This is a genomic window from Pseudomonas sp. TE12508, assembly GCF_056279485.1.
The window spans coordinates 357,587-380,723 of the sequence record NZ_JBWCCN010000003.1 but is presented as its reverse complement, the minus strand read 5'-3'; the positions used below and the strand labels follow the sequence as shown (position 1 = coordinate 380,723).

Sequence of the window (23,137 nt, the reverse complement as noted above, 5' to 3'; positions counted from 1 at the left end):
AAAAACGGGGTAACGAGTAACTACTGGGTAAGTCCATGGAGGTATTCCACAAGCCCCGGCGGGGCTGACGGGCGCAATGATAACACCGCCTGACGGTTTTAAACGTTAAAAAATCGCGGCTGAAACAAGTGCTTGCGAGATAAACCTGAGCGCCATCCTGATCCATGAAACTGCGACGACTCATCCTGAAAAGAAAACACACCGCCGCCTGAAAATGTAATGACTACCCTTGATGAAGACCGTCATGGAGGACGTCGAATGCCATCGATTGCTCATTATTTGCTTGCCACCCTGCTCTGCCTGCCGCCCCAAGTGCTCGCCACGACCGTTCACCGGTGCGAAGCGGCCAATGGGCACATCACCTTCACAACCTTGAGCTGTACGACAGGAGAAAGCCTCTCAGCACACGACGTACGCACGTTCCTGCCAGGCAGCGTGACGCCCCTGATGCCTGAGGCCGAGTCTCGCGAAACATCAGGTACGAAATTGCAAAGGAGAGAGCCGACGGTGGTTGGTCAATCCGAAGGCATATGTGGAGATCTGCTCAGCGCGAAGGAACGCCGCATAGCAATCATCAATCAGCGGGTCGTTGCCGGCATGAGCCAGCAGGACGTCGAAAGTGCGCTCGGCAAACCCGACAAAATCACCACCCGCAATTCAGCCACAAGCTATCGCTACGACAACAAGCGAGGGCGCAGTGCTCATATCGAGTTTGACGAGAAAGGTTGTACCAAAGGAAAAGCCAAATCGCAGACGGCAAAAAGCCCGCGTTAAACGCGGGCTTTTTGTTGTTTGGTGCACTCGACAGGATTCGAACCTGTGACCGCTCGGTTCGTAGCCGAGTACTCTATCCAGCTGAGCTACGAGTGCATTTGTGTTTTTATACCAGATCACAACTGGTTGAAGCCAAGTTATTCACATTACTGCAAACAACTCTTAAATGGTGCACTCGACAGGATTCGAACCTGTGACCGCTCGGTTCGTAGCCGAGTACTCTATCCAGCTGAGCTACGAGTGCATTTGTTGCCGCGCATTATAGGCCGTTGAATCTTTTTGTAAAGCACTTTTTCTAGTAATTTCAACAACTTACCGAAGAAGCCAGATTACAACGTACTACGCAAATAATGGCGGAGAACGGGGGATTCGAACCCCCGACACCCTTTTGAGGTGTACTCCCTTAGCAGGGGAGCGCCTTCGGCCACTCGGCCAGCTCTCCGCAACACGGGGCGTATCTTAACCAACCTTTTCCCCGTTTGCAAACATAAAAAACGATAAAAATTAATGGCTTGGTTCTTCGTCCTTCTCTTTCTTTATACGCAGGTAAATTTCTTCACGATGCACAGCAACCTCTTTCGGGGCGTTGACACCGATACGCACTTGATTTCCTTTTACGCCGAGCACGGTCACAGTGATTTCGCCATCACCAATAATCAGGCTTTCTGCGCACCGACGAGTCAGAATCAGCATACCTTTCTCCTCACGCATTTCATTTCAGGGACAACAGTCTGCAAAAAAAAGGCATTCGACCTACAACCGGAACGATCGCAGCCCTACATGCCTGAGTATTGACTAGCGCGAGCAAAAGAACAGTTTTGGTACGCGCCATTCAAAAAAACGAAGGGCGCGGTCAGACCGCGCCCTTGGGGGAACGTATTACTCGCCCTGTCGGGCCGGCGCATCCAGTTCGAAAGCCGTGTGCAGAGCGCGCACAGCCAGCTCCAGGTACTTCTCTTCGATCACCACGGACACCTTGATTTCCGAGGTCGAGATCATCTGGATGTTGATGCTCTCTTTCGCCAGGGATTCGAACATACGGCTGGCCACACCTGCGTGGGAGCGCATGCCGACGCCGACGATCGAGACCTTGGCGATCTTGGTGTCGCCAACGACTTCACGGGCACCGATCTCACGAGCGGTGTTTTCCAGCACGGTTTGCGCTGCCTGGTAGTCGTTGCGGTGCACGGTGAAGGTGAAGTCGGTGGTGTTATCGTGCGCAACGTTCTGCACGATCATGTCGACTTCGATGTTCGCGGCACTGATCGGGCCGAGAATCTTGAACGCCACGCCCGGGGTGTCTGGCACGCCACGGATGGTCAGCTTGGCTTCATCGCGGTTGAAAGCGATGCCGGAAATGATCGGCTGTTCCATGGTTTCCTCTTCATCAATAGTAATGAGGGTGCCCGGACCCTCCTTGAAGCTGTGCAGTACGCGCAGCGGAACGTTGTACTTGCCGGCGAATTCCACCGCACGGATCTGCAACACCTTGGAACCGAGGCTGGCCATTTCCAGCATCTCTTCGAAGGTGATCTTGTCCAGGCGCTGAGCCACGGACACCACACGCGGGTCGGTGGTATAGACGCCGTCGACGTCGGTGTAGATCTGGCATTCGTCAGCCTTCAGGGCTGCCGCCAGCGCCACGCCGGTGGTGTCGGAACCGCCACGACCGAGGGTGGTGATATTGCCGTGCTCGTCGACGCCCTGGAAACCGGCGACAACCACCACACGACCAGCCTTCAGGTCACCGCGAATCTTCTGGTCATCAATCTGCAAGATACGCGCTTTATTGTGCGCGCTATCCGTCAGAATCCGTACCTGATTGCCGGTGTACGACACCGCTGGCACGCCACGCTTGATCAGCGCCATGGCCAACAGTGCAATCGTCACCTGCTCACCGGTGGATACGATCACATCCAGCTCACGAGGAACCGGCTGACCGTCGCCACTGATTTGCTTGGCCAGATCGATCAGACGGTTGGTTTCGCCGCTCATTGCAGACAGCACAACCACCAGGTCATCGCCCGCCTCGCGGAATTTCTTAACCTTGTCGGCGACCTGCTCGATTCTCTCGACAGTGCCGACTGAGGTGCCTCCAAATTTCTGTACGATCAAAGCCATTTCAAAGCCGCCTCTGCCCATGAAGGGCGCCCAATAATCACTCAAACAGCGTTCTGGCCCGCCACTAGACCGCGGGCCAGACACACTGCCTTATAAACCCTGCTCTACAAATGGAACAGTCAGGGCCAATGCGGCATCCAGTGCGCCAGCGTCAATACCACCGCCCTGCGCCATGTCTGGACGACCACCGCCCTTCCCGCCCACTGCCGCAGCAGCCTGTTTCATCAAATCACCGGCTTTGAGTTGGCCAGTCAGGTCTTTGGTCACGCCTGCAACCAGAACGACCTTTTCCTCATGGACACTGCCGAGCAGGATCACTGCGCGGCCGAGTTTGTTTTTCAATTGATCGACCAGCGCCAACAGCGCCTTGCCGTCCTGACCGTCCAGACGCACGGCCAGCACTTTCACGCCTTTGACGTCCAGGGCAGAAGCCGACAGATCGTCGCCCGCCGCGCTGGCCGCCTTGGCCTGCAACTGCTCGAGTTGCTTCTCCAGCAGACGGTTGCGCTCCAGCACAGCCGACAGCTTGTCGATCAGGTTATCGCGGCTGCCCTTGACCAGGTTGGCCGCTTCCTTGAGTTGTTCTTCAGCCGCGTTCAAGTAGGCCAGCGCTGCTGCGCCGGTCACTGCCTCGATACGACGCACACCGGAGGCCACACCGCCTTCGCTGATGATTTTCAGCAGGCCGATGTCGCCGGTACGGGTGGCGTGAATACCGCCGCACAACTCGACAGAGAAATCGCCCATGCTCAGTACGCGTACGCTGTCGCCGTACTTCTCGCCGAACAGCGCCATGGCGCCTTTTTGCTTGGCGGTTTCGATATCGGTTTCTTCGGTTTCAACCTCGGAGTTCTTGCGAATTTCGGCGTTGACGATGTCTTCCAGCGCCTTCAACTGCTCAGGCTTGATCGCCTCGAAGTGGCTGAAGTCAAAGCGTAGACGCTGACTGTCGACCAACGAGCCCTTCTGCTGAACGTGCTCGCCCAATACCTGACGCAATGCAGCGTGCAGCAAGTGAGTGGCGGAGTGGTTAAGCGACGTCGCGTGACGCACGTCGGCATCGACATGAGTCTCGACCGGAGCGCCCACGATCAGGCTGCCCGAATCCAGCACACCGTGGTGCAGGAACGCGCCGCCGGTCTTGGTGGTGTCGCGCACGTCGAAACGCGCAGCGCCAGCCTGGAGGAAGCCGCAATCACCAATCTGACCACCGGATTCGGCATAGAACGGGGTCTGATTGAGAACGACCACGCCCTCTTCGCCTTCGCTCAGCACGTCAACCGATTGCCCGTCTTTATAGAGAGCTACGATTTTGGCGGAACCGCTGTGAGCGGTGTAACCGGTGAACTCGGTGGCCACATCAACCTTGACCAGGCTGTTGTAGTCCATGCCGAAGGAGCTGGCGGAGCGAGCACGGACGCGCTGGGCTTCCATTTCGCGCTCGAAGCCTTCTTCGTCGATGGTCAGGCTGCGTTCGCGAGCGATGTCGCCGGTCAGGTCCATCGGGAAGCCGTAAGTGTCGTAAAGCTTGAACACTACATCGCCCGGCACCACGTCGCCTTTGAGTTCGGCCAGATCCTGCTCGAGGATCTTCAGACCCTGTTCCAGGGTCTTGGCGAATTGCTCTTCTTCGGCTTTCAGGACGCGCTCGATGTGCGCCTGTTGGGATTTCAGCTCAGGGAACGCTTCGCCCATCTCGGCGACCAACGCCGCAACGATCTGATAGAAGAAGCTGCCCTTGGCGCCCAGTTTGTTGCCGTGACGGCAAGCGCGACGAATGATCCGGCGCAGCACATAACCGCGACCTTCGTTGGACGGCAGCACGCCGTCGGCAATCAGGAAGCCGCAGGAACGGATGTGGTCAGCCACGACTTTCAGCGACGCCTGAGCATCGTTGGTGCAACCGATGGCTTTGGCCGATGCGCTCAGCAGGCTCTGGAACAGGTCGATTTCATAGTTCGAGTGAACGTGCTGCAGCACGGCACTGATCCGCTCCAGGCCCATGCCGGTGTCCACCGACGGCGCTGGCAACGGGTGCAACACGCCATCGGCGGTGCGGTTGAACTGCATGAACACGTTGTTCCAGATTTCGATGTAACGGTCGCCGTCTTCTTCCGGCGAGCCCGGTGGGCCACCCCAGATGTCGGCGCCGTGATCGTAGAAAATCTCGGTGCAAGGACCGCATGGGCCGGTATCGCCCATGGTCCAGAAGTTGTCGGACGCGTACGGCGCGCCCTTGTTGTCGCCGATGCGAACCATGCGCTCGGCCGGCACGCCGATGTCCTTGGTCCAGATGTCGTACGCCTCGTCATCGCTGGCGTAGACGGTGACCCAGAGCTTTTCTTTGGGCAGGTTCAGCCACTTTTCGGAGGTCAGGAAGTTCCAGGCGTAGGTGATGGCGTCACGCTTGAAATAATCACCGAAGCTGAAGTTACCCAGCATTTCGAAGAAGGTGTGGTGACGGGCGGTGTAACCGACGTTTTCCAGATCGTTGTGCTTGCCGCCGGCGCGCACGCATTTCTGGCTGCTTACAGCGCGGGTGTACGCGCGCTTTTCCTGGCCCAGAAAGCAGTCCTTGAACTGGTTCATCCCCGCGTTAGTGAACAGCAGGGTTGGGTCGTTGCCCGGAATCAAAGAGCTGGAGGCTACACGGGTGTGGCCTTGCTCTTCGAAGAAGCGAAGGAAGGCTTCACGGATTTCTGCGCTTTTCATTAGGTTCTTCCACGGAGGCTGCGGCCAAAGGCCTGTGCGAAACGTCAACAGACGAAGCGACGGCAAAGGGCCGCATTATATCGGCGTTAGTGACTAGGTACAGTGTGTTTGTACGATACAAACAGTCAATTGGACGGCTAACACGGTCAGTTGTGAGAAAAGTCGATAAATGTGGCGACGACTTGCTCGATTTGCGCACGACTGACGTCCATGTGCGTGACCATTCGCAGACGACCGGCAGCGCTGAGCTTGATCCCGCGTGTCGCGGCAAAAGCCTTGATCGCTTCGGCCTTGTCGCCCATCTGCACGTAAACCATGTTGGTCTGCACCAGCTCGACCTCATAGCCCGCTGCTCGCAGGCCGTCGGCCAAATAGTGCGCATTGGCATGGTCATCTGCCAGGCGCTGAACGTTGTTGTCCAGCGCATAAAGCCCCGCTGCGGCGAGAATCCCGGCCTGGCGCATGCCGCCACCGACCATTTTGCGCAGACGCCGCGCCTTGGCGATCAACTCGACCGAGCCGCACAGCACCGAACCGATCGGCGCACCCAGACCTTTGGACAGGCAAACCGAAACCGAATCGAAATACTGAGTGATCTCCCGCGCATCGACCCCCAGCTTGACTGCCGCGTTGTAAAGTCGTGCGCCATCCAGATGCAGCGCCAAGCCGTTTTCACCAGTGAAACGGCGTGCCCGGGCCAGATATTCCAGCGGTAAAACCTTGCCCTGCATGGTGTTTTCCAGCGCCAGCAAACGAGTGCGGGCGAAGTGGAAGTCATCCGGTTTAATCGCGGCGGCGACCTGCGCCAGGTCCAGCGAACCATCGGCCTGCACTTCCAGCGGCTGCGGCTGGATCGAACCAAGCACTGCCGCGCCACCACCTTCGTACTTATAGGTGTGAGCCTGTTGTCCGACAATGTATTCGTCACCGCGATCGCAGTGGGCCATCAGACCGAGCAAGTTGCTCATGGTGCCCGTCGGGACAAACAGTGCCTGGGCAAAACCCAATCGTTTTGCCAGTTCGGCCTCCAGACGGTTGACCGTCGGATCTTCGCCATAAACGTCGTCACCGGTGGCTGCATTGGCCATCGCGTCGAGCATTCCTTCGGTCGGTTGGGTGACGGTGTCGCTGCGAAGATCGATAACGCTCATGAATCTGGCCTCGGTAAGCAGGGGAAAATCCCTTTTGGATTGGAATTACTGCGGTCAAGTCGCCGAATAATCAAGCCTTGAACAAGGAAAAGGCACGTTACTCCTCGAGAAAGCCCGCTCCCACAGGTTCTGCATTTTGATTGACCGGTATTGGCCATGCACGTCCCGGAAATATGTGTTAAAAACGCTCGCCGCCAAACAATCTGGCGGCAAAACGTTCTCAGGGCGGGGTGTAACTCCCCACCGGCGGTAATTGCGCGCAATGCGCATAGCCCGCGAGCGCTTGGCGGCAGCACGGCAATGGCTGTGATGGCGGCAAGGTCAGCAGACCCGGTGTGATCCCGGGGCCGACGGTCATAGTCCGGATGAAGAGAGAGCGGGATTGGCGCCAAAGGGCTGTCCGCAGGCACTCGTGCGAGCGTGCATACCCTTAAATCCCATTCGATTCATAACGCCCTGTTTTTCACACAAACAGGAGTCAGAACATGCAACCCACCGCAATCGATAGCAAAAGCAAAAACCATCAGGGCGAGCGCGTCGCGTTCATTCAGGCCTGCTGGCACAAGGAAATCGTCGATCAGAGCCGTAAAGGCTTCGTCGCCGAAATGATTGCTCAGGGTTATCAGGAGTCGGACATCGATTTCTTCGAGGTCGGCGGCGCCTTTGAAATTCCGCTGCACGCCAAACTGCTGGCCAAGTCGGGTCGTTATGCTGGCATCGTCGCGGCGGGCCTGGTGGTCGACGGCGGCATCTATCGCCACGAATTCGTCGCCCAGTCAGTGATCAGCGGCCTGATGCAGGTGCAGCTGGAAACCGAAGTGCCGGTGTTCTCGGTGGTTTTGACCCCGCATCACTTCCATGCCGGCGAAGAACATCAGAAGTTCTTCTTCGAGCATTTCGTGCATAAAGGTCAGGAAGCGGCAAAGACTTGTGCGGATACGCTACACAAGATGCGTGCGTTGCGTCGCAGCGAGCCCCGCGCAGTAGCCGTCTAGTCGAATGATCGTTCCCACGCTCTGCGTGGGAATGCCTCAATGGACGCTCTGCGTCCGCTATTGGGACGCGGAGCGTCCCGGGCTGCATTCCCACGCGGAGCGTGGGAACGATCATGTGTTGTGCCTACGCGAGGTTTTCGTCGGTGGTCGGCACGATCAGGATGCCGGCGCGCAGGCCGTTCTTGACCTTGGGGTTCGGGAAGATGATCCGGGCGCCCTGCTCTTCGATGACCCAGCGGGTATTGGCGATATCCTCGGCCAGTACATACCCCACCTTCAACTCTGAAAAGTTCTCGATATCCGTCGGCAGGTTCAGGCGGAAGCTATCGCTGTGCTTGATGACTTCCCGCGCGACGCTGAACAATTGCAAGCCATCCAGTCCGTCGTCGGTCATTGGCGGCTCGGTGCCTTCGATGATCTGCTTCAGGCGGGTTTCAAGAAGGCTGACGTTGACCCCATCGTTCTGCCCGAACGGCCGGGCCTTGCCCAACTCCAGGGTGAAGGACTCGGCATCGAGCTTGTCGTAGGTATAGGAGCTGAAGACGATGGAGGGTTTGTTCTGCAACAGCACCGCTTCCATGCCGGCGGCGCGCAGGCGAGCCAGTTCCTGACGTGAATGCTGACGACCTTCTTTCCAGGGATACAGGGCAAACTGCTCGATTTTCGAGCCACGGATCGCCGTGTGCAGGTCGTAGTGCAGGCGATTGCGGTCCGGCAGACTGAAGAAAGTCGCCGCCAGCCGCTCCAGCTCACAAGCGCGCAAGGCCTCGGAACCACTGGTTTGTTCGTGCCGGCCGTTGAACAGCCGATTGACGTCCTGCTCGATGAAACGCTCGCCTTTGCGAATCGCTTCCGGGTTCCCGAACAGGAACAGAATACGTGCGCAGGGCTTAAGATCGCCGCGGGCAATATCGTGCAACAGGCGATCAAGCAATTCGATCGGCGCTGTTTCGTTGCCATGGATGCCGGCCGAAAGCAGCAGGTCCAGGCCGTTGTCGCGGGCTTCAGGTGGCCGGACTTCCAGCGCACCTTCGCTCAACCAGCGCATCCGCACGCCTTCGACAGTCAGTTGAGTCTTCTCCGCCGGTTCGCGGCCGGCGAGGGTCAGTTCAAGCAGTTTGCCGAGGGCGAGCATAGAGCGGTTTCCTTAGTGGTCGTGATTGCAATCCGGGCCGTGTACGTGGTCCTCATCATCACCGACGTCGGCCGGTTCCATCTCCAGTTGCAAACTTACCAGATTAGTCGCCAATGGGCGCAGCAGCAGGTTGGCGTATTCAGCGTCACCTTCTTCAACGTCTACGCCGATCAGCAACTGGCCGCGGCCGTCCTGCTGGATCCACAGCTCTTTGCCTTGCCACATGACCGCGACGCGGGTGCAGGAAGTTTCCAGTTGCGTGCCGTCGGTGTCTTCAAGGATCAGCTGCAGGGTATCGCTCATGTGTTTTACGCTCTCGACGTTCAATTGATCTGGAATGGATAAACCGCGCCCAGTTTAAGGATTTGCGTCAGTTCATCCAGTGCCGTCCGGCACTCAAGCAGCAATTGCGGGTCCGCCAGATCGTTTTCGGTCATGCGGTCGCGGTAGTGCTTGTCGACCCATTCGGTCAATGTGCCGTACAACGGTGCCGTCATGATAACCCCTTGGTTGACGGCCGCCAGTTCGGTTTCGTTGAGTGCGACGCGCAACCGCAGGCAAGCCGGGCCACCGCCGTTCTGCATGCTCTGCTTGAGATCGAAAACTTTCACTTCGCGGATCAGGCCGCCAGAGCTGGTCAGGCCTTGCAGGTACTGCCAGACACGCTCGTTGCCACGGCATTCTTCCGGCACGATCAATAGCATGGAGCCGTCAGGACGCGACAGCAGCTGGCTATTGAACAGGTAGGAACGTACCGCGTCTTCTACGGTGACCGCGGAACGCGGTACGCAGATCGACTGAAATTTCCCACCGGCTTTTGCGAGTTTGCCTTGCAGTTCAGCCAGCATCTGCTCGGTGTCGAGGAAGGCGTCCTCGTGATAGAACAGCACCTCGCCGTTACCCACCGCGATCACGTCGTTGTGGAACACGCCCTGATCGATCACCGAAGGGTTCTGCTGGGCATAGACCACGCCGTCATCGCTCAGACCGTGCAGACGCGCAACGGCCTGGGACGCTTCGAGCGTCTGGCGTGCCGGGTACTTCTGCGGATTCGGGTAACGGGTGTCGAACGCGCTGCGACCGAACACGAAAAACTCGACGCCAGCTTCACCATAGTCACGGCAGAAACGGGTATGGTTGGCCGCGCCTTCGTCACCGAACTGCGCCACGGCTGGCAAAGCGGCGTGGTGAGCAAAGTGCTTCTGATCGGCGAACATCGCCCCCAGTACGCGGCTGGTGGTCGGGTGTTCGATGCTGCGGTGGTATTTGCAGTTGAGGTTGGCGGCGGTGAAATGCACGCGGCCATCCGCGGTGTCGGCACTCGGGCTGACCGTGGCGGCGTTCGCCACCCACATGCTCGACGCCGAGCAACTGGCAACCAGCAGCGGCATGGCCTCTTTGGCGGCGCGCTCGATCACCTGAGCATCGGTACCGCTGAAACCCAGTCGGCGCAGTGCGGCTACGTCCGGACGTTCTTGTGGCGCCAAAACGCCTTGTTGAAAGCCCATTTCCATCAGCGCTTTCATCTTCGCCAGGCCTTGCAGCGCGGCTTCCTTCGGGTTCGAAGACTGCTGGCTGTTGCTCTGGGACGCGACGTTGCCGTAGGACAGGCCGCCGTAGTTATGGGTCGGCCCCACTAGACCGTCAAAATTGACTTCATAGGATTTCATCAGCGAGGCTCCACGAGAATCTGTTGTTATAGGCTTCAGTAACTAACTGTTCAGTGCGATCGAGTCGCGGCCATCGCCAGCAGGCTGGCTCCCACAGTAATTACGTCGCACACAAAATGTGCGAACGCCATCAAACCGGTGGGAGCCAGCCTGCTGGCGATGGGCATCACGCCATTTTCACGCCAGGCGTGAGAGCCGCTGGCATGGTCAGGCTCGGGGTTTCCAGCGAGGCCACCGGGTACGCGCAGTAATCTGCGGCGTAGTAGGCACTGGCGCGATGGTTGCCCGATGCGCCGACACCGCCGAATGGCGCGCTGCTCGCCGCACCGGTCAGCTGCTTGTTCCAGTTGACGATACCGGCCCGGCTTTCCAGCCAGAACTGCTGATAACGTGCTTCGGAATCCGACAGCAAACCAGCCGCCAGGCCATAGTCGGTGTCGTTGGCTTCCGCGATCGCCGCTTCAAAATCAGCGTAGCGGATCACTTGCAGCAGCGGACCGAACAGCTCTTCGTCCGGGCGATCGGCAACCGCCGTTACGTCCAGAATGCCCGGGGTCAGCAAGGCTGCCTGAGCCTGGGGCTGAGTCATTTCCAACAGCGCCACGGCGCCGTTGGCCAGCAGGTGTTCTTGCGCATCCATCAGCGCTTTCGCAGCGCCGAGGGAAATCACCGAGCCCATGAATGGTGCCGGTTGCTGATCGAACGCACCGACTTCAATCGTCGAGCTGACCGCCACCAGACGCGCCAGCAGCGTATCGCCCCAGGCGCCTTGCGGCACCAGCAAGCGACGGGCGCAGGTGCATCGCTGACCGGCAGAAATGAAGGCCGACTGAATAATGGTGTAAACGGCGGCATCGAGGTCCGCGACCTGATCCACCACCAGCGGGTTGTTACCGCCCATTTCCAGCGCGAGGATCTTGTCCGGACGACCGGCAAACTGCTGGTGCAGGTGATTGCCGGTACGGCTGGAACCGGTGAAGAACAGGCCGTCGATGCCCGGGTTCGCCGCCAGGGCGATACCGGTTTCGCGAGCGCCTTGCAGCAGGTTCAGCACACCGGCCGGCAGACCGGCTTCGATCCAGCACTTGACCGTCAGCTCGGCCACTTTCGGGGTCAGCTCACTCGGCTTGAACAGCACGCTGTTCCCGGCCAGCAGCGCCGGCACGATGTGACCGTTCGGCAAGTGACCGGGGAAGTTGTAAGGACCGAACACCGCCACCACACCGTGCGGTTTGTGGCGCAATACCGCTGTGGCGTCGCCCAACGGGCCGCTCTTCTCGCCGGTACGTTCGCGATAGCTCTGCACCGAGATGGCAATCTTGTTGACCATGCTGGTGACTTCAGTCGCCGCTTCCCACAGGGGTTTACCGGTTTCTTCGCCGATGGTGCGAGCCAGCTCGTCAGCGTGATTCTTCAACGCAGCGGCAAAGGCTTCCAGCACGCTGATGCGCTCTTCCAGGGTACGGCGAGCCCAACCCGGGAACGCCTGACGCGCAGCTTGCACAGCCGACTCGACCTGACCGGTCGTGGCGCCTTCGCCGGCCCACAGCACTTGCTGGGTCACCGGGTTTACCGATTGAAAGCTTTCACCTTGACCAGCCAGCCATTCACCGGCGATGTATAGCGAATTCATTATTTCGACTCCCGAGCAGCGGACAACGGAACGGCGCGTACTTGATCGCCGGCGTTGAGTTGAAGGCGTTTGGCCGTCAGCGGATCGACCACCAAAGTGCCGGCGGCGAAGCGTGCTGGCGCGGCAGTGATCCGGCAGTCTTCGCGCTTGCGGTTATGAATCAGGAACGGCGTGGCGTCGTCACCCGGGGTGCCGATGGCCAGCACCAGCGCCTGGCTGTCGCGCACTGCGCGGATCTTGGTGGTTTCGCATTCCACCGCAGGGCCGGCATCAAAGATGTCGACGTAGCCTTGATAGCTGAAACCTTCGCTCTTGAGCATCGACAGCGCCGGCTCGGTGTCTGGATGAACCTGGCCAATCACGTTGCGCGCATCTTCGGACAGGAAGCAGGTGTACAGCGGGAATTTCGGCATCAGCTCGGCGATGAATGCCTTGTTGCCCACACCCGTCAGGTAATCGGCCTGGCTGAATTCCATCTTGAAGAAGTGACGGCCCAGGCTTTCCCAGAACGGCGATCGGCCCGCCGCGTCGGACATGCCGCGCATCTCGGCAATGATCTTGTTGCCGAACAGTTGAGGGAACTCGGCGATGAACAGCAGACGCGCCTTGGCCAGCATGCGGCCATTGAGGCCACTGCGATAATCGGCATGCAGGAACAGCGAGCACAGTTCAGAGTTGCCGGTCAGGTCGTTGGCCAGGAACAGCGTCGGAATTTCGCGATAGATGTTCAGCTCTTGGGAGGCGCTGACCGTCAGGCCGACCCGGAAGTTGTACCAGGGCTCGCGCAGGCCGACGGCGCCGGCAATGGCGGAAATACCCACCACACGGCCATTGTCGTCTTCGAGTACGAACAGGTAGTCCGCATCACCGCGCCCGGCTTCGCCGCGGAAGGTCTTCTCGGCCCAGCCGACCCGATGAGCCAGACGTTCTTCGTTGGCCGGCAAGGTGGTCAGGCCGGTACCGGTGCTGCGGGCCAGGTCGATCAGAGCGGGTAAATCGCTGCTGCGTACGGGACGAACAATCATGCTATCTCCTCAAACGGGCCGCTTGAGCCACCCGTGAAACTCGCTGCTTTACTAAGCATTCACTCTTTTAGGCATAGCAGCAGGCGTTAAACCGCCACCAGGCGCACGCTGGCACCTTCACCGACGCCCAGGGCTTCGGCCGCTTCAAGATCCAGGGTTACGGGTTTGCCCGGCGCGTAATCGAGCTCAAGCAAAACGGCGCGGTAATCCTGCAACTGGGCATTGGCCACCAGATACTGACGACCAACGCCTTTGACCGGCTCGCCGATTTTCACCGGCACTACACGGCTCTGGGCGATCGAACGGATCCCCGAGACGCGGGCATGCAGCGTCGGGCCACCGTCGAAAATGTCGATGTAGTGATCGGTCTCGAAGCCTTCGCGCATCAGAATGTCGAAAGTGATCTGCGCCCGCGGGTGCACCTGGCCCATCGCCTCTTGAGCGGAATCCGGCAGCAACGGCACGTAGATCGGGTAATGCGGCATCAGCTCGGCCAGGAACGTGCGGCTTTTCAGGCCACACAGACGCTCGGCTTCGGCGTAGTTGAGGTCGAAGAAGTTGCGACCGATGGCATCCCAGAACGGCGAGTCGCCATTTTCATCGCTGTAACCGACGATCTCGGTCACCACCGAATCGGCAAAGCGCTCCGGATGGCTGGCCACGAACAACAGGCGACCACGGGAATTGAGCTCAGCCCAAGGCGAACCCACCAACTCCGGCTTGACGTAGAAACTGGTCAGCAAGCTGTTACCGGTCAGGTCGTGGCACTGGGAGAGCACGTGGATCTTGTTGTGAATCTTCAGCTCGCGGGAGGCGTGCACAAACGTTTCGTTACGAAAGCTGTAGAACGGCTCGGAATAACCGGCCGAGGCAACGATGGCCGAACAGCCGACCAGCTTGCCGGTGGCCGTGTCTTCGAGGACGAAGAAATAGCTCTCTTCGCCGTTGAAGCTGACTTCAGCGGCGAACGAGGCTTCGCTTGCGGCGATCTTGTCGCTCAGGCGTTCAACGTCATCCGGCAAGGAAGTGACACCAATCGGGCTGTCCGCAGCCAGACGCTGTACCTCGCCCAGATCAGCCATTTGCGCGGGGCGCATCACCAGCATGGTGTCACTCCTTAATCTCAGAACTTACAGAAGAAAAAACCCGGGCCATCCCTGAAACAACTCAGAGTCAACTGTGGGAGCTAGCCTGCTAGCGATATCGTCCTGTCAGGCAACAATGATGTTGGCTATCAGGCCCTCATCGCTAGCAGGCTAGCTCCCACACTTTTGATCCAGCCCGAAACAAATATTTGGATCGACGCCTGAACAGTCAGGCGTCGAAAGGTCTATCAGGCTTGCGTCAGCTTCGCCGCGGCGCGCTCGAAACGGTCCAGACCGGCATCGATATCGGCGTCTTCAACCACCAGGCTTGGGGCGAAACGAATCACGTCCGGGCCGGCTTGCAGAATCATCAGGCCTTCACGCTCGGCGGCGTTGAAGATGTCTTTGGCCTTGCCTTTCCAGGCATCGCTCAGCACGCAACCGAGCAGCAGGCCCAGACCGCGGACTTCAGTGAACAGGCCATACTTCTCGCCGATCTGCTCAAGACGGGTCTTGAACTTGTCGTGCTTGGCATTGACGCCATTCAGCACTTCGGGCGTGTTGATCACATCGATCACCGCTTCAGCGACAGCGCACGCCAGCGGGTTGCCGCCATACGTGGTGCCGTGGGTGCCGACGACCAGGTGTTTGGCCAGGTCTTCGGTGGTCAGCATCGCTGCGATCGGGAAACCGCCGCCCAGGCTCTTGGCGCTGGTCAGGATGTCCGGGGTCACGCCGTAATGCTGGTAGGCGAACAGCTTGCCGCTGCGGCCCATGCCGGTCTGAACTTCGTCGAACACCAGCAGCGCGTTATGCGCATCGCACAGCTCACGAGCACCTTGCAGGTAAGACAGCTCGGCTGGCAGTACGCCGCCTTCGCCCTGGATCGGCTCCAGAACCACCGCGCAGGTCTTGTCGGAAACAGCGGCTTTGAGCGCGGCCAAATCGTTGTAAGGCACGTGGGTGATGCCGGTGATCTTCGGACCGAAGCCGTCGGAGTACTTCGACTGGCCACCGACGTTCACGGTGAACAGGGTACGGCCGTGGAAGCTGTTGAGAGCGGCAACGATTTCGTACTTCTCGGTACCAAAACGGTCATGGGCCACGCGACGGGCCAGCTTGAAGGCAGCCTCGTTGGCTTCAGCGCCGGAGTTGCAGAAGAACACGCGCTCGGCAAAGGTGGCGTCGACCAGCTTATGGGCCAGGCGCAAGGCCGGCTCATTGGTGAACACGTTGGACACGTGCCACAGCTTGTTCGCTTGCTCGGTCAACGCAGCGACCAGCGCCGGATGCGCATGGCCCAATACGTTAACGGCAATCCCGCCGGCGAAGTCGATCAGCTCGCGGCCAGACTGGTCCCAAACACGGGAACCGGCACCACGCACAGGAATGAAAGCGGCTGGCGCGTAGTTGGGAACCATTACCTGGTCGAAATCGGCGCGTTCTACCGCAGCGTGCTCAACGGACATCGGAGTCTCCTGAAAAGGAACACTCGCCTGAAACTGGCGAGCGATGAGGGGATTGTAAGGACAGTTTTCAGCCCGGCCTTGCCGCCAAGCGACAACTTCTTATAGCGCAAACACAGGTTTTGCCCGGGTTTACGGCAATGCGACAAATAGCGTCGCAAAGGCGCAGTTTAAACTGCTGGCGGGGTTTGCGGCAGGCGTGCTCAGTTCTATCTGATGCGGTGTTGCCGATGGCGGTAAATATGTACCGCACGTCGTTCAGGCTGATGGGTTTTGCTAGGGGTCTTTCGAACCCAGACGACCTCTTCCATGAACATGAACACCGAACACCCAGACGCTTCGATGCTACCTTTCAGGCCGGATGCGCACTATCAGCACCTGATGAGCGTCATTCCTTCCTGGTTGATGCAGGCGAACGCACAAAAGCGCGAAGCCTTGCTGAAGATCAAACCGCAGCTACCCGCTGAACTCAAGGCAGCCTCCAGGGCACAGCACGTCGAACTGGGCAAACTCAATGCACGGCATTGGGAGGCGCAAAACCGTGTCGATCGGGCCTTGGCGCGCGTACAAAACGCCAGCACCTTTGCCGAGCCAATACTTGCAGCCGAGATCAAGAAACGCTTTGGGCTGGAACTGGATGTCAGCCATACCTTTTTGCGTCTTTATATTCCTGCCCGCATTCCCTGGCTGCGATTGAAATCCGGGGCAGCACGCATCTGGACCGTGTCGCTGCTGGATGCCGCCCTGCACAATTTTGAAAGCAGCGAGACGACAGACCAGGCCTTTGAGTCCGCTTCCACCTATATCACCCCGCCTTCTTCCACCGGGCAATTCAAACAACTGCCGCATATCCTGCAAAAAATGCCCATCGCTGCATTTACCCGATTGTGCCGGGAACTGGACATTGGCGAGCGCTACAAAGAGCACCTTGAAGAAAACCTGGGCCTGCGCAATCCGGTGGCGACAGCGGTCATGCAATCCAAAGTTCGCAACAGCCAGAAAGCGGCACTCACCGCCGCCCTGCAAATGGCGTACATGCAAAACAAGCTTGGCGATGCTGTTCATCAACTGATCCTTGGCTTATTGGATGGCCTGCAACACTTGCGCCTGCGCGGCCAGGAATGGGGCTGCCATGAACTGACAATCATGAACGCCAACCTGACCGGTATCGTGCTGTTTGCCCCGGATCTGGAGCGTTCGCACGAAACGGTTCGGGTAGTGGCCTATATTCCCGACGACCCCGAACACCCGATCAAGGCGTATTCCTCCACCAGTGCATTTGCCCAAGAGCTGACCCAGCGTTTGCGCAATCATGACTATCAACAATTCTTCAGTCGCTTTTTCGACCATGAGGATCGCGGGCACTTTTTCGCTCAGCTGAACAACCACCTCACCCCCATCACCTGGCAACCGGTTCAACCCGGCGACCCGCGCCCCACCTGGAGAGAAAATCCAGACCAGCGTCCCGACCTGCAAATGACGGCAACGCCGATCCGGGGCGATCTGTGGGTTCATCTCTACCAGCGCAAACTGGACAAGATCCTCAACGATGCACGGGTCATCGCAGTATCCACTGCCCTGGTCGACCAAAAAGCCCGATGGGCGTTATGGGACTCCTTCACAGAAATTGCCTCGGCGCTGTTGAACATCGCAGCCTTTGTCGCCCTGCCGTTCGTGCCGTTCCTCGGCGAACTGATGCTGGGCTACATGGCATATCAATTGCTCGACGAGACCTTCGAAGGCATCGTCGACTGGGCAGAAGGCCTGACAGATCAAGCGCTCGAACATTTCATGGAGACGGTTCAGTCCGCGGTACAGCTGGGCACCTTTGCGGTAGGAGGCACCCTCGTCGTGGGGGAGTTTCGTTCAGTCCTGCCTCGAGAAGTCGTTGAGTTCATTGACCGTTTCAAACCGGTCAAGACACCGAATGGCGAAACCCGCTACTGGAAGCCCGATCTGGCGCCGTTCGAACAACGCGCAGAACTGCCCAAGGGTTCGCCAACCGACGAACGCGGGCTGCACAACCATCAGGGCAAATCCCTGTTGAGGCTGGAAGACAAACTCTATGCCGTGATCGAGGACCCGCAAACCGGCCAGCACCGCATCGACCACCCGACACGCCCCGACGCCTATAAACCAGTGCTTAAACACAATGGCGAGGGCGCCTGGCAGACTGAGCTGGAGCAACCGCTGGAATGGGATCAGGCCAAGTTGTTGCGCCGTATCGGTCCCGACATGGAACGTTTTTCCGCCATCGAGCGTGAGCGCATGCTCAAGATCAGCGGCGACGATGAAAACACGCTGCGCAAGATGCACACGGATGTCGAACGGCTGCCACCGATGCTGGCCGACACCCTCAAACGGTTCAGGATCGAACAGGACATTCAAACCTTTATCGAACAGATGAACAGCGACCGGCCTGAAGACTTCCTCAAGGCCGATCCCGTGACACAGCTGGAATTACTCCACGAAAACGGCTACTGGCCCGAGCGAAAAGGCCTGCGCCTGATTGATGAAAAGGCTCAAACCCTTTGGCAAAGCCCCGGCTCCGCGGTGCCGGACCTGCAAATCGATGTCACTCAAATGAACGACGACGACTTGCTCAAAACGTTTCTTCTGACACTGGATGAAGCCGAAATAAAAACGCTGATGGGCGAAGAATTCGGAGCCTCCGTCGCCCGTCTCGACACCCGCACTCGCACACTGCGTCGCACGCTGGCTGAGATTGTCGAACGCAAAAGAGCCATCTTGTTCGACTATCGCTATCGCAAACTCGAACGCGGCGCTCGCGCCCTGGCACACACCATCATCAACGCCGAACCCGGCCTGCCGACGAGCCTCGCAGAAGCGGTGCTCGACACGGCGAGCGATCAGGAACTGCAACAGCTCAAACAGGGAACATTGCCCGGACGACTGGTGGAACTGAGCCGTGAGGCCGCTTTGCAAACACGGGTGACACGCGCCTACGAAGGCCTTGAGCTTAAGTCGACCGCCGATAACCTCGACACACAGCGACTGGCCCTGCACTCGCTAGAACGTTTACCGGGCTGGTCGGGGCAACTGCGCATCGAACTGCGGCAGTACAGCTATGAGGGACAACTGATCGATAGCGTCGGCAAAACGGATGCGCCGCTGCACAAGGTCCTGGTCATGACTGAAGAGGGCCCGTTTCAGGCTTATGACGAGACAGGCCAGGCACTCAACTCCGTCAGCGACTTGTATACCAGCCTGCTGCAGGCATTCCCCGACATCGAGCGTAGCGCGCTGAAGATCCATATCGGCGAAGGTGAAAAACTCAAACAATCGATCCGCGAACATGCCTTGAGTCGCGACGAGTTGCGCGCACTGCTATCGCATCACCCCATCTTCAAACCCACTTACGACCCATCAGTGATGCGTCTGCTGGGTGGCTCCGAAGGCTATCGGCGTATGCCGAGCCAGCCACCGACGTTACAAGCCAGAGCCCATAATCTGTTCCCCCATCTTTCGGCCGAGGAACTGCAGGCGTACGTCGAACGGCTACAGCTGCATCCGAGCGGGCCGCGAGCAGAATTGACGCGACTGATCGGCGAACACGAAAGGCTCGTCGATGAACTGCAACTCTGGACCGGCGATATCCCGCTATATATCCCGGATACCGATGTCAGAATCGTCGCCAACCAGTTCTCCACACAACAACGCAATCGCAGGCAGTTCATGAACCAGCTGCTCGACTGCTGGCGTCGGCAGGCTTCCCACCCCCTGACCGACACCTGGCAGGTCGATTTTATTTTTTCCCGGCCGATTTTGGGCGAGCTCCCGGTGCTGAGCGCCGATTTCACTCACGTGAGCAACCTCTCATTGACCGGCCATCGAGCCACTCGGGGCGTGAATGGATTCTTGAAGCGCTTCTCCGGGCTGCATCGTTTGGCCCTGCGCAATTTCAACCTTGGCAATATCCCGGACGCCATCACCCAATGGCCGCACCTCAACGAACTGATTATCAGCGACTGTGCGCTCACCCTCACCCCGCAGAGCCAGGCGACACTCGCTGCGCTGGGCGAGCTGACAACACTGGAGCTGTATCAAAATCCGCTGGGGTTACTCCCCAACGTCGAAAACATGCCCGATCTGGACTACATCGATGTGGCAGGGACCGGCATCTCCAGCATTCCCACCGGTTTGCTGACGCGCCCCAACCTTCGAACCGCCCTGCTCAATGACAATCGAATCCCGGAACTGCCTGCCGCCCTCTTCGAATTGCCACCGGACATACAGAATGGCTTTGACCTGGGCGGCAACCCGATTTGCGCAGCAGACCGCGAACGCATCAAGCGCTACTTCGTCAAGACCGGCCTTGACTTCGGTGTCTTTGCTGAACAGGCGGATATCCAACGATTACAACGACTCTATCCGCGACTGGATCAAGAGCGAGCCAGCGATTTCATCTATCGCCTGCCTGGCACACTGCAAGAGGGCCAAACAGAGCTGACACGCCTGGAAGGCGAGTTCGAAACGCTGAGGACCACCCTGGAAATCTGGACCCAGGACATTCCCACCCACCACCCGGTTTCTGGCCAAGCCCTGACGGACGTGGAGCGGGTACTCGAAGAGTTGAACCGAATTGAAACCAAACGGATTCTGGAGCGTTGCTGGCGTCATGAAACCAATGTGGATGGGTTCAACGCGACACTGACGCCCACCTATGATTTGACGCTGACCATCAACATCACTGGCAACCTGCCGGTGCTGAGCGCCGACTTCAGTCACGTCACGCTGCTCTATTTGCACAGTAATGCCGGCATGACCTCAGGGGCCGGGCGTTTTCTGGAATGCTTCCCCCGCCTCAAAAGCCTGACCATCCGCGAATACACGCTGAACGAAATCCCCGACGCCGTTTTCAAGATGAGCGATCTGACAACATTGGCCCTGACCCGGTGTCAACTCACCCTGACCGCGCAAACCGTACTCGAACTGGCACAAATGGAACGCCTGGATTATCTGGAGCTGAGCAACAACCCATTGGGGCTGACACCCGACGTCAGTCAGATGCCCGAGCTTGCCGTACTGCTGTTAAACAGCACCGGCATCACCGAGTTTCCCCCTGGGCTGCTGCAACTCGAGTTTCTGGACGTGGTTGATCTGAGCGCAAACGCGATCATTGAGATACCCAGCGACATTCTGGAGCTGCCGATGGAAATTGGCGAAAGCCTCAACCTGAGAGGGAATCCGTTGTCCGAAGACAGCCTTCGACGACTCTTTGATTATTTCAGGTTGAACAACGTTGACTTCGGGCTTGATGAAATCATCGATAACGCGCAACTGGAGGTGTCGTCCTCTGGAAACTCAGAGGTTGACGAATAATCAACGCCTGGTTCGAGTTAGCCTTGCGCAGATTCAACCGCGCTCGGACGGCACCGATGACAACTCGAACGGGCTGCTGCTGCGCCGCTGGTTGCGATCTTCCCGCGGCGTGGCACCGAAGAAGTTGCGATAGGCGCTGGAAAAATGCGGCCCCGAAGAAAAGCCACATGACAGGCCGATCTGGATGATCGACTTGCTGGTTTGCATCAACATCTGCCGGGCCTTGTTCAGGCGCAGCTCCAGGTAGTACTGGCTCGGCACACGGTTGAGGTATTGCTTGAAGATCCGTTCCAGCTGCCGACGCGATACGCACACGTGCTGGGCAATTTCGTCGGTGGTCAGCGGCTCTTCGATATTGGCTTCCATCAGCAACACCGCCTGGGTGAGCTTCGGATGACTGGAACCGAGGCGGTTCTGCAGCGGAATGCGTTGGCGTTCGCCGCCCTCGCGGATGCGCTCGACCACCAGCTCTTCCGACACCGCACCGGCCAGTTCGGCGCCGTGATCGCGGGCCAGCACCGCCAACAACAGGTCGAGTACCGACATGCCGCCGCACGCGGTCAAGCGATCGCGATCCCAGTCGAACAGGTGACTGGTGGCAATCACCTTCGGGAAACGCTCGGCGAAATCGTCCTGCCAGCGCCAGTGCACGGCAGCGCGATAACCGTCGAGCAAACCCAATTGCGCCAACGGGTAAACACCGGCCGACAACCCGCCTATTACACACCCGGCGCGCACCAGTTGTTTCAGCCCACTGCTGAGCGCTGGCGCGAGCGAGGTCGGCGGCTCGTCGGCGAGCAGGAACAGTTTCTGGAAGTTTTCGAGCTTGCCGGCCCAGGGTTCACCCGGCAATTGCCAGGCGCCTTCGGTCGGTGGTTCGGCCTGCAAAAACGACAGTTCGTAAACAACGTCCGGATGCACACGCTGGGCAACACGCAAGGCCTCCTCAGCCAGCGCAAGCGTCAGAGCTTTAGTGCTGGGCCAAATCAGGAAACCAATTCGATGGGCAGTCATGGCGGGCAATCCGAAGCAAAGAACAGAATGAAGGCATGGGCCAAGGCTAGCCCGTAAATGAACACAAATCTTGAAACCGATGGAAATCAAACTGTGGGAGCTGGCCTGCCAGCGATGGCGGTGGGCCTGTGCCAAAGATGCAAACTGGCCCACCGCTATCGCTGGCAGGCCAGCTCCCACAGGAATCGGGCCCGGCCTCTAAATCGCGAAGCATGCACTATCGCGGTGCACAACGGCAGCCCTGATTATTTCAAGCTGCCGGACAAAAATTGTTGCAAACGCTCGGACTGCGGATTGACCAGCACTTCACGCGGGTTGCCGCTTTCTTCGACGACGCCTTTGTGCAGGAACACCAACTGGTTGGACACTTCACGGGCAAAGCCCATTTCGTGCGTCACCACCACCATGGTCCGGCCTTCCTGTGCCAGGGCCTGCATGACTTTCAGCACATCACCGACCAACTCAGGGTCGAGGGCCGAAGTCGGTTCGTCGAACAGCATCACCTCAGGTTCCATCGCCAGCGCACGGGCAATCGCCACACGCTGCTGCTCGCCGCCGGACATGTGGCCAGGATAAGCATCTTTGCGATGAGCAACACCGACCTTGTTCAGGTAATGCTCGGCCTTCTCGCGAGCTTCGGTCTTGGACATGCCGAGCACGTGGACCGGCGCTTCCATGATGTTTTCCATCGCGGTCATGTGCGACCACAGGTTGAAATGCTGGAACACCATCGACAGGCGCGAACGCATGCGTTGCAGCTGTTTCGGGTCGGCGGCTTTCAGCGCGCCGTCCTTGTTGGCGACCAGCTTCAGCTCTTCGTTGTTGAGCAGAATCTTGCCCGCGTGCGGCTGCTCGAGCAGGTTGATGCAGCGCAGGAAAGTACTTTTGCCGGAGCCACTGGAGCCGATGATGCTGATCACATCGCCAGCCGCCGCTTTCAGGGACACGCCCTTGAGCACTTCGTGACTGCCATAGCGTTTATGCAGGTCTTGGACTTCAAGTTTGTACATGCG

Annotated in this window: 16 protein-coding genes, 3 tRNA genes and 1 riboswitch; of the genes, 3 read left to right on the top strand and 16 right to left on the bottom strand. The window is 58.7% G+C overall.

The window, feature by feature from the left end; translation table 11 throughout:
• The first annotated feature begins 258 nt into the window (after positions 1-258).
• Positions 259-774 (top strand): cell envelope protein SmpA, encoded by a 516-nt coding sequence (locus ACZ9IM_RS06165; RefSeq protein ID WP_427625515.1) that lies wholly within the window; start codon positions 259-261, stop codon positions 772-774.
• A 19-nt stretch (positions 775-793) separates the two neighbouring features.
• Here ACZ9IM_RS06165 and ACZ9IM_RS06160 read toward each other — a convergent pair.
• From ACZ9IM_RS06160 to ltaE, 7 genes are all read right to left on the bottom strand, one after another.
• Positions 794-870 (bottom strand) — tRNA-Arg (locus ACZ9IM_RS06160).
• Between the two features lie 71 nt (positions 871-941).
• Positions 942-1,018, bottom strand: a tRNA-Arg gene (locus tag ACZ9IM_RS06155).
• A gap of 107 nt (positions 1,019-1,125) precedes the next feature.
• A tRNA-Ser gene (locus ACZ9IM_RS06150) sits at positions 1,126-1,216 on the bottom strand.
• 62 nt (positions 1,217-1,278) lie between these two features.
• Positions 1,279-1,467 carry a carbon storage regulator CsrA gene (csrA, locus tag ACZ9IM_RS06145; RefSeq protein ID WP_002554426.1) on the bottom strand — a complete coding sequence of 63 codons (189 nt, stop codon included), beginning with the start codon at positions 1,465-1,467 and terminating at the stop codon, positions 1,279-1,281.
• 186 nt (positions 1,468-1,653) lie between these two features.
• Positions 1,654-2,895, bottom strand: a complete 1,242-nt coding sequence (locus ACZ9IM_RS06140; RefSeq protein WP_008071826.1) for an aspartate kinase — start codon at positions 2,893-2,895, stop codon at positions 1,654-1,656.
• 90 nt (positions 2,896-2,985) lie between these two features.
• Positions 2,986-5,607, bottom strand: a complete 2,622-nt coding sequence (gene alaS, locus ACZ9IM_RS06135) for an alanine--tRNA ligase (protein WP_476223555.1) — start codon at positions 5,605-5,607, stop codon at positions 2,986-2,988.
• 146 nt (positions 5,608-5,753) lie between these two features.
• A complete protein-coding gene (gene ltaE, locus ACZ9IM_RS06130) occupies positions 5,754-6,758 on the bottom strand; it encodes a low-specificity L-threonine aldolase (protein ID WP_476223554.1) in 1,005 nt (334 codons plus the stop codon).
• A 212-nt stretch (positions 6,759-6,970) separates the two neighbouring features.
• Positions 6,971-7,140, top strand: a riboswitch (FMN riboswitch).
• Positions 7,141-7,243: 103 nt separating this feature from the next.
• Here ltaE and ACZ9IM_RS06125 point away from each other — a divergent pair.
• On the top strand, positions 7,244-7,753 hold the full coding sequence (locus tag ACZ9IM_RS06125; RefSeq protein WP_008071834.1) for a 6,7-dimethyl-8-ribityllumazine synthase: 510 nt from the start codon (positions 7,244-7,246) through the stop codon (positions 7,751-7,753).
• Positions 7,754-7,877: 124 nt separating this feature from the next.
• Here the strand turns inward: ACZ9IM_RS06125 and astE are convergent, their stop codons facing one another.
• From astE to ACZ9IM_RS06090, 7 genes are all read right to left on the bottom strand, one after another.
• Positions 7,878-8,888: a succinylglutamate desuccinylase gene (gene astE, locus ACZ9IM_RS06120; protein ID WP_476223553.1), complete on the bottom strand. Its 1,011-nt coding sequence runs from the start codon at positions 8,886-8,888 to the stop codon at positions 7,878-7,880.
• Between the two features lie 12 nt (positions 8,889-8,900).
• The gene (locus tag ACZ9IM_RS06115) at positions 8,901-9,191 is read right to left on the bottom strand and encodes a hypothetical protein (protein WP_007904718.1); all 291 of its coding nucleotides are present in this window, start codon (positions 9,189-9,191) and stop codon (positions 8,901-8,903) included.
• Between the two features lie 20 nt (positions 9,192-9,211).
• The gene (gene astB, locus ACZ9IM_RS06110; RefSeq protein WP_476223552.1) at positions 9,212-10,558 is read right to left on the bottom strand and encodes an N-succinylarginine dihydrolase; all 1,347 of its coding nucleotides are present in this window, start codon (positions 10,556-10,558) and stop codon (positions 9,212-9,214) included.
• A 166-nt stretch (positions 10,559-10,724) separates the two neighbouring features.
• On the bottom strand, positions 10,725-12,194 hold the full coding sequence (astD, locus tag ACZ9IM_RS06105; protein WP_476223564.1) for a succinylglutamate-semialdehyde dehydrogenase: 1,470 nt from the start codon (positions 12,192-12,194) through the stop codon (positions 10,725-10,727).
• Positions 12,191-13,216, bottom strand: coding sequence for an arginine N-succinyltransferase (gene astA / locus ACZ9IM_RS06100; RefSeq protein ID WP_008071838.1), 1,026 nt, complete (start codon positions 13,214-13,216; stop codon positions 12,191-12,193). The genes astD and astA overlap by 4 nt, the downstream gene beginning before the upstream one ends.
• Positions 13,217-13,302: 86 nt before the next feature.
• A complete protein-coding gene (gene aruF, locus ACZ9IM_RS06095) occupies positions 13,303-14,322 on the bottom strand; it encodes an arginine/ornithine succinyltransferase subunit alpha (RefSeq protein WP_427625511.1) in 1,020 nt (339 codons plus the stop codon).
• 227 nt (positions 14,323-14,549) lie between these two features.
• Positions 14,550-15,770: an aspartate aminotransferase family protein gene (locus ACZ9IM_RS06090; protein WP_007904683.1), complete on the bottom strand. Its 1,221-nt coding sequence runs from the start codon at positions 15,768-15,770 to the stop codon at positions 14,550-14,552.
• 306 nt (positions 15,771-16,076) lie between these two features.
• Between ACZ9IM_RS06090 and ACZ9IM_RS06085 the strand changes: the two genes are divergently transcribed.
• Positions 16,077-21,110: a dermonecrotic toxin domain-containing protein gene (locus tag ACZ9IM_RS06085; RefSeq protein ID WP_476223551.1), complete on the top strand. Its 5,034-nt coding sequence runs from the start codon at positions 16,077-16,079 to the stop codon at positions 21,108-21,110.
• A 33-nt stretch (positions 21,111-21,143) separates the two neighbouring features.
• Here ACZ9IM_RS06085 and argR read toward each other — a convergent pair whose 3' ends face one another.
• The gene (gene argR, locus ACZ9IM_RS06080; RefSeq protein ID WP_008071845.1) at positions 21,144-22,124 is read right to left on the bottom strand and encodes a transcriptional regulator ArgR; all 981 of its coding nucleotides are present in this window, start codon (positions 22,122-22,124) and stop codon (positions 21,144-21,146) included.
• A gap of 245 nt (positions 22,125-22,369) precedes the next feature.
• On the bottom strand, positions 22,370-23,134 hold the full coding sequence (locus ACZ9IM_RS06075; protein ID WP_007904680.1) for an ABC transporter ATP-binding protein: 765 nt from the start codon (positions 23,132-23,134) through the stop codon (positions 22,370-22,372).
• Between the last annotated feature and the right edge of the window lie 3 nt (positions 23,135-23,137).

Bases quoted from the DNA above. Each gene is read 5' to 3' on its own strand.
- ACZ9IM_RS06165 (WP_427625515.1), top strand. From the start codon at position 259: ATGCCATCGATTGCTCATTATTTGCTTGCCACCCTGCTCTGCCTGCCG.
- csrA (WP_002554426.1), bottom strand. From the start codon at position 1,467: ATGCTGATTCTGACTCGTCGGTGCGCAGAAAGCCTGATTATTGGTGAT.
- ACZ9IM_RS06140 (WP_008071826.1), bottom strand. From the start codon at position 2,895: ATGGCTTTGATCGTACAGAAATTTGGAGGCACCTCAGTCGGCACTGTC.
- alaS (WP_476223555.1), bottom strand. From the start codon at position 5,607: ATGAAAAGCGCAGAAATCCGTGAAGCCTTCCTTCGCTTCTTCGAAGAG.
- ltaE (WP_476223554.1), bottom strand. From the start codon at position 6,758: ATGAGCGTTATCGATCTTCGCAGCGACACCGTCACCCAACCGACCGAA.
- ACZ9IM_RS06125 (WP_008071834.1), top strand. From the start codon at position 7,244: ATGCAACCCACCGCAATCGATAGCAAAAGCAAAAACCATCAGGGCGAG.
- astE (WP_476223553.1), bottom strand. From the start codon at position 8,888: ATGCTCGCCCTCGGCAAACTGCTTGAACTGACCCTCGCCGGCCGCGAA.
- ACZ9IM_RS06115 (WP_007904718.1), bottom strand. From the start codon at position 9,191: ATGAGCGATACCCTGCAGCTGATCCTTGAAGACACCGACGGCACGCAA.
- astB (WP_476223552.1), bottom strand. From the start codon at position 10,558: ATGAAATCCTATGAAGTCAATTTTGACGGTCTAGTGGGGCCGACCCAT.
- astA (WP_008071838.1), bottom strand. From the start codon at position 13,216: ATGATTGTTCGTCCCGTACGCAGCAGCGATTTACCCGCTCTGATCGAC.
- aruF (WP_427625511.1), bottom strand. From the start codon at position 14,322: ATGCTGGTGATGCGCCCCGCGCAAATGGCTGATCTGGGCGAGGTACAG.
- ACZ9IM_RS06090 (WP_007904683.1), bottom strand. From the start codon at position 15,770: ATGTCCGTTGAGCACGCTGCGGTAGAACGCGCCGATTTCGACCAGGTA.
- ACZ9IM_RS06085 (WP_476223551.1), top strand. From the start codon at position 16,077: ATGAACATGAACACCGAACACCCAGACGCTTCGATGCTACCTTTCAGG.
- argR (WP_008071845.1), bottom strand. From the start codon at position 22,124: ATGACTGCCCATCGAATTGGTTTCCTGATTTGGCCCAGCACTAAAGCT.
- ACZ9IM_RS06075 (WP_007904680.1), bottom strand. From the start codon at position 23,134: ATGTACAAACTTGAAGTCCAAGACCTGCATAAACGCTATGGCAGTCAC.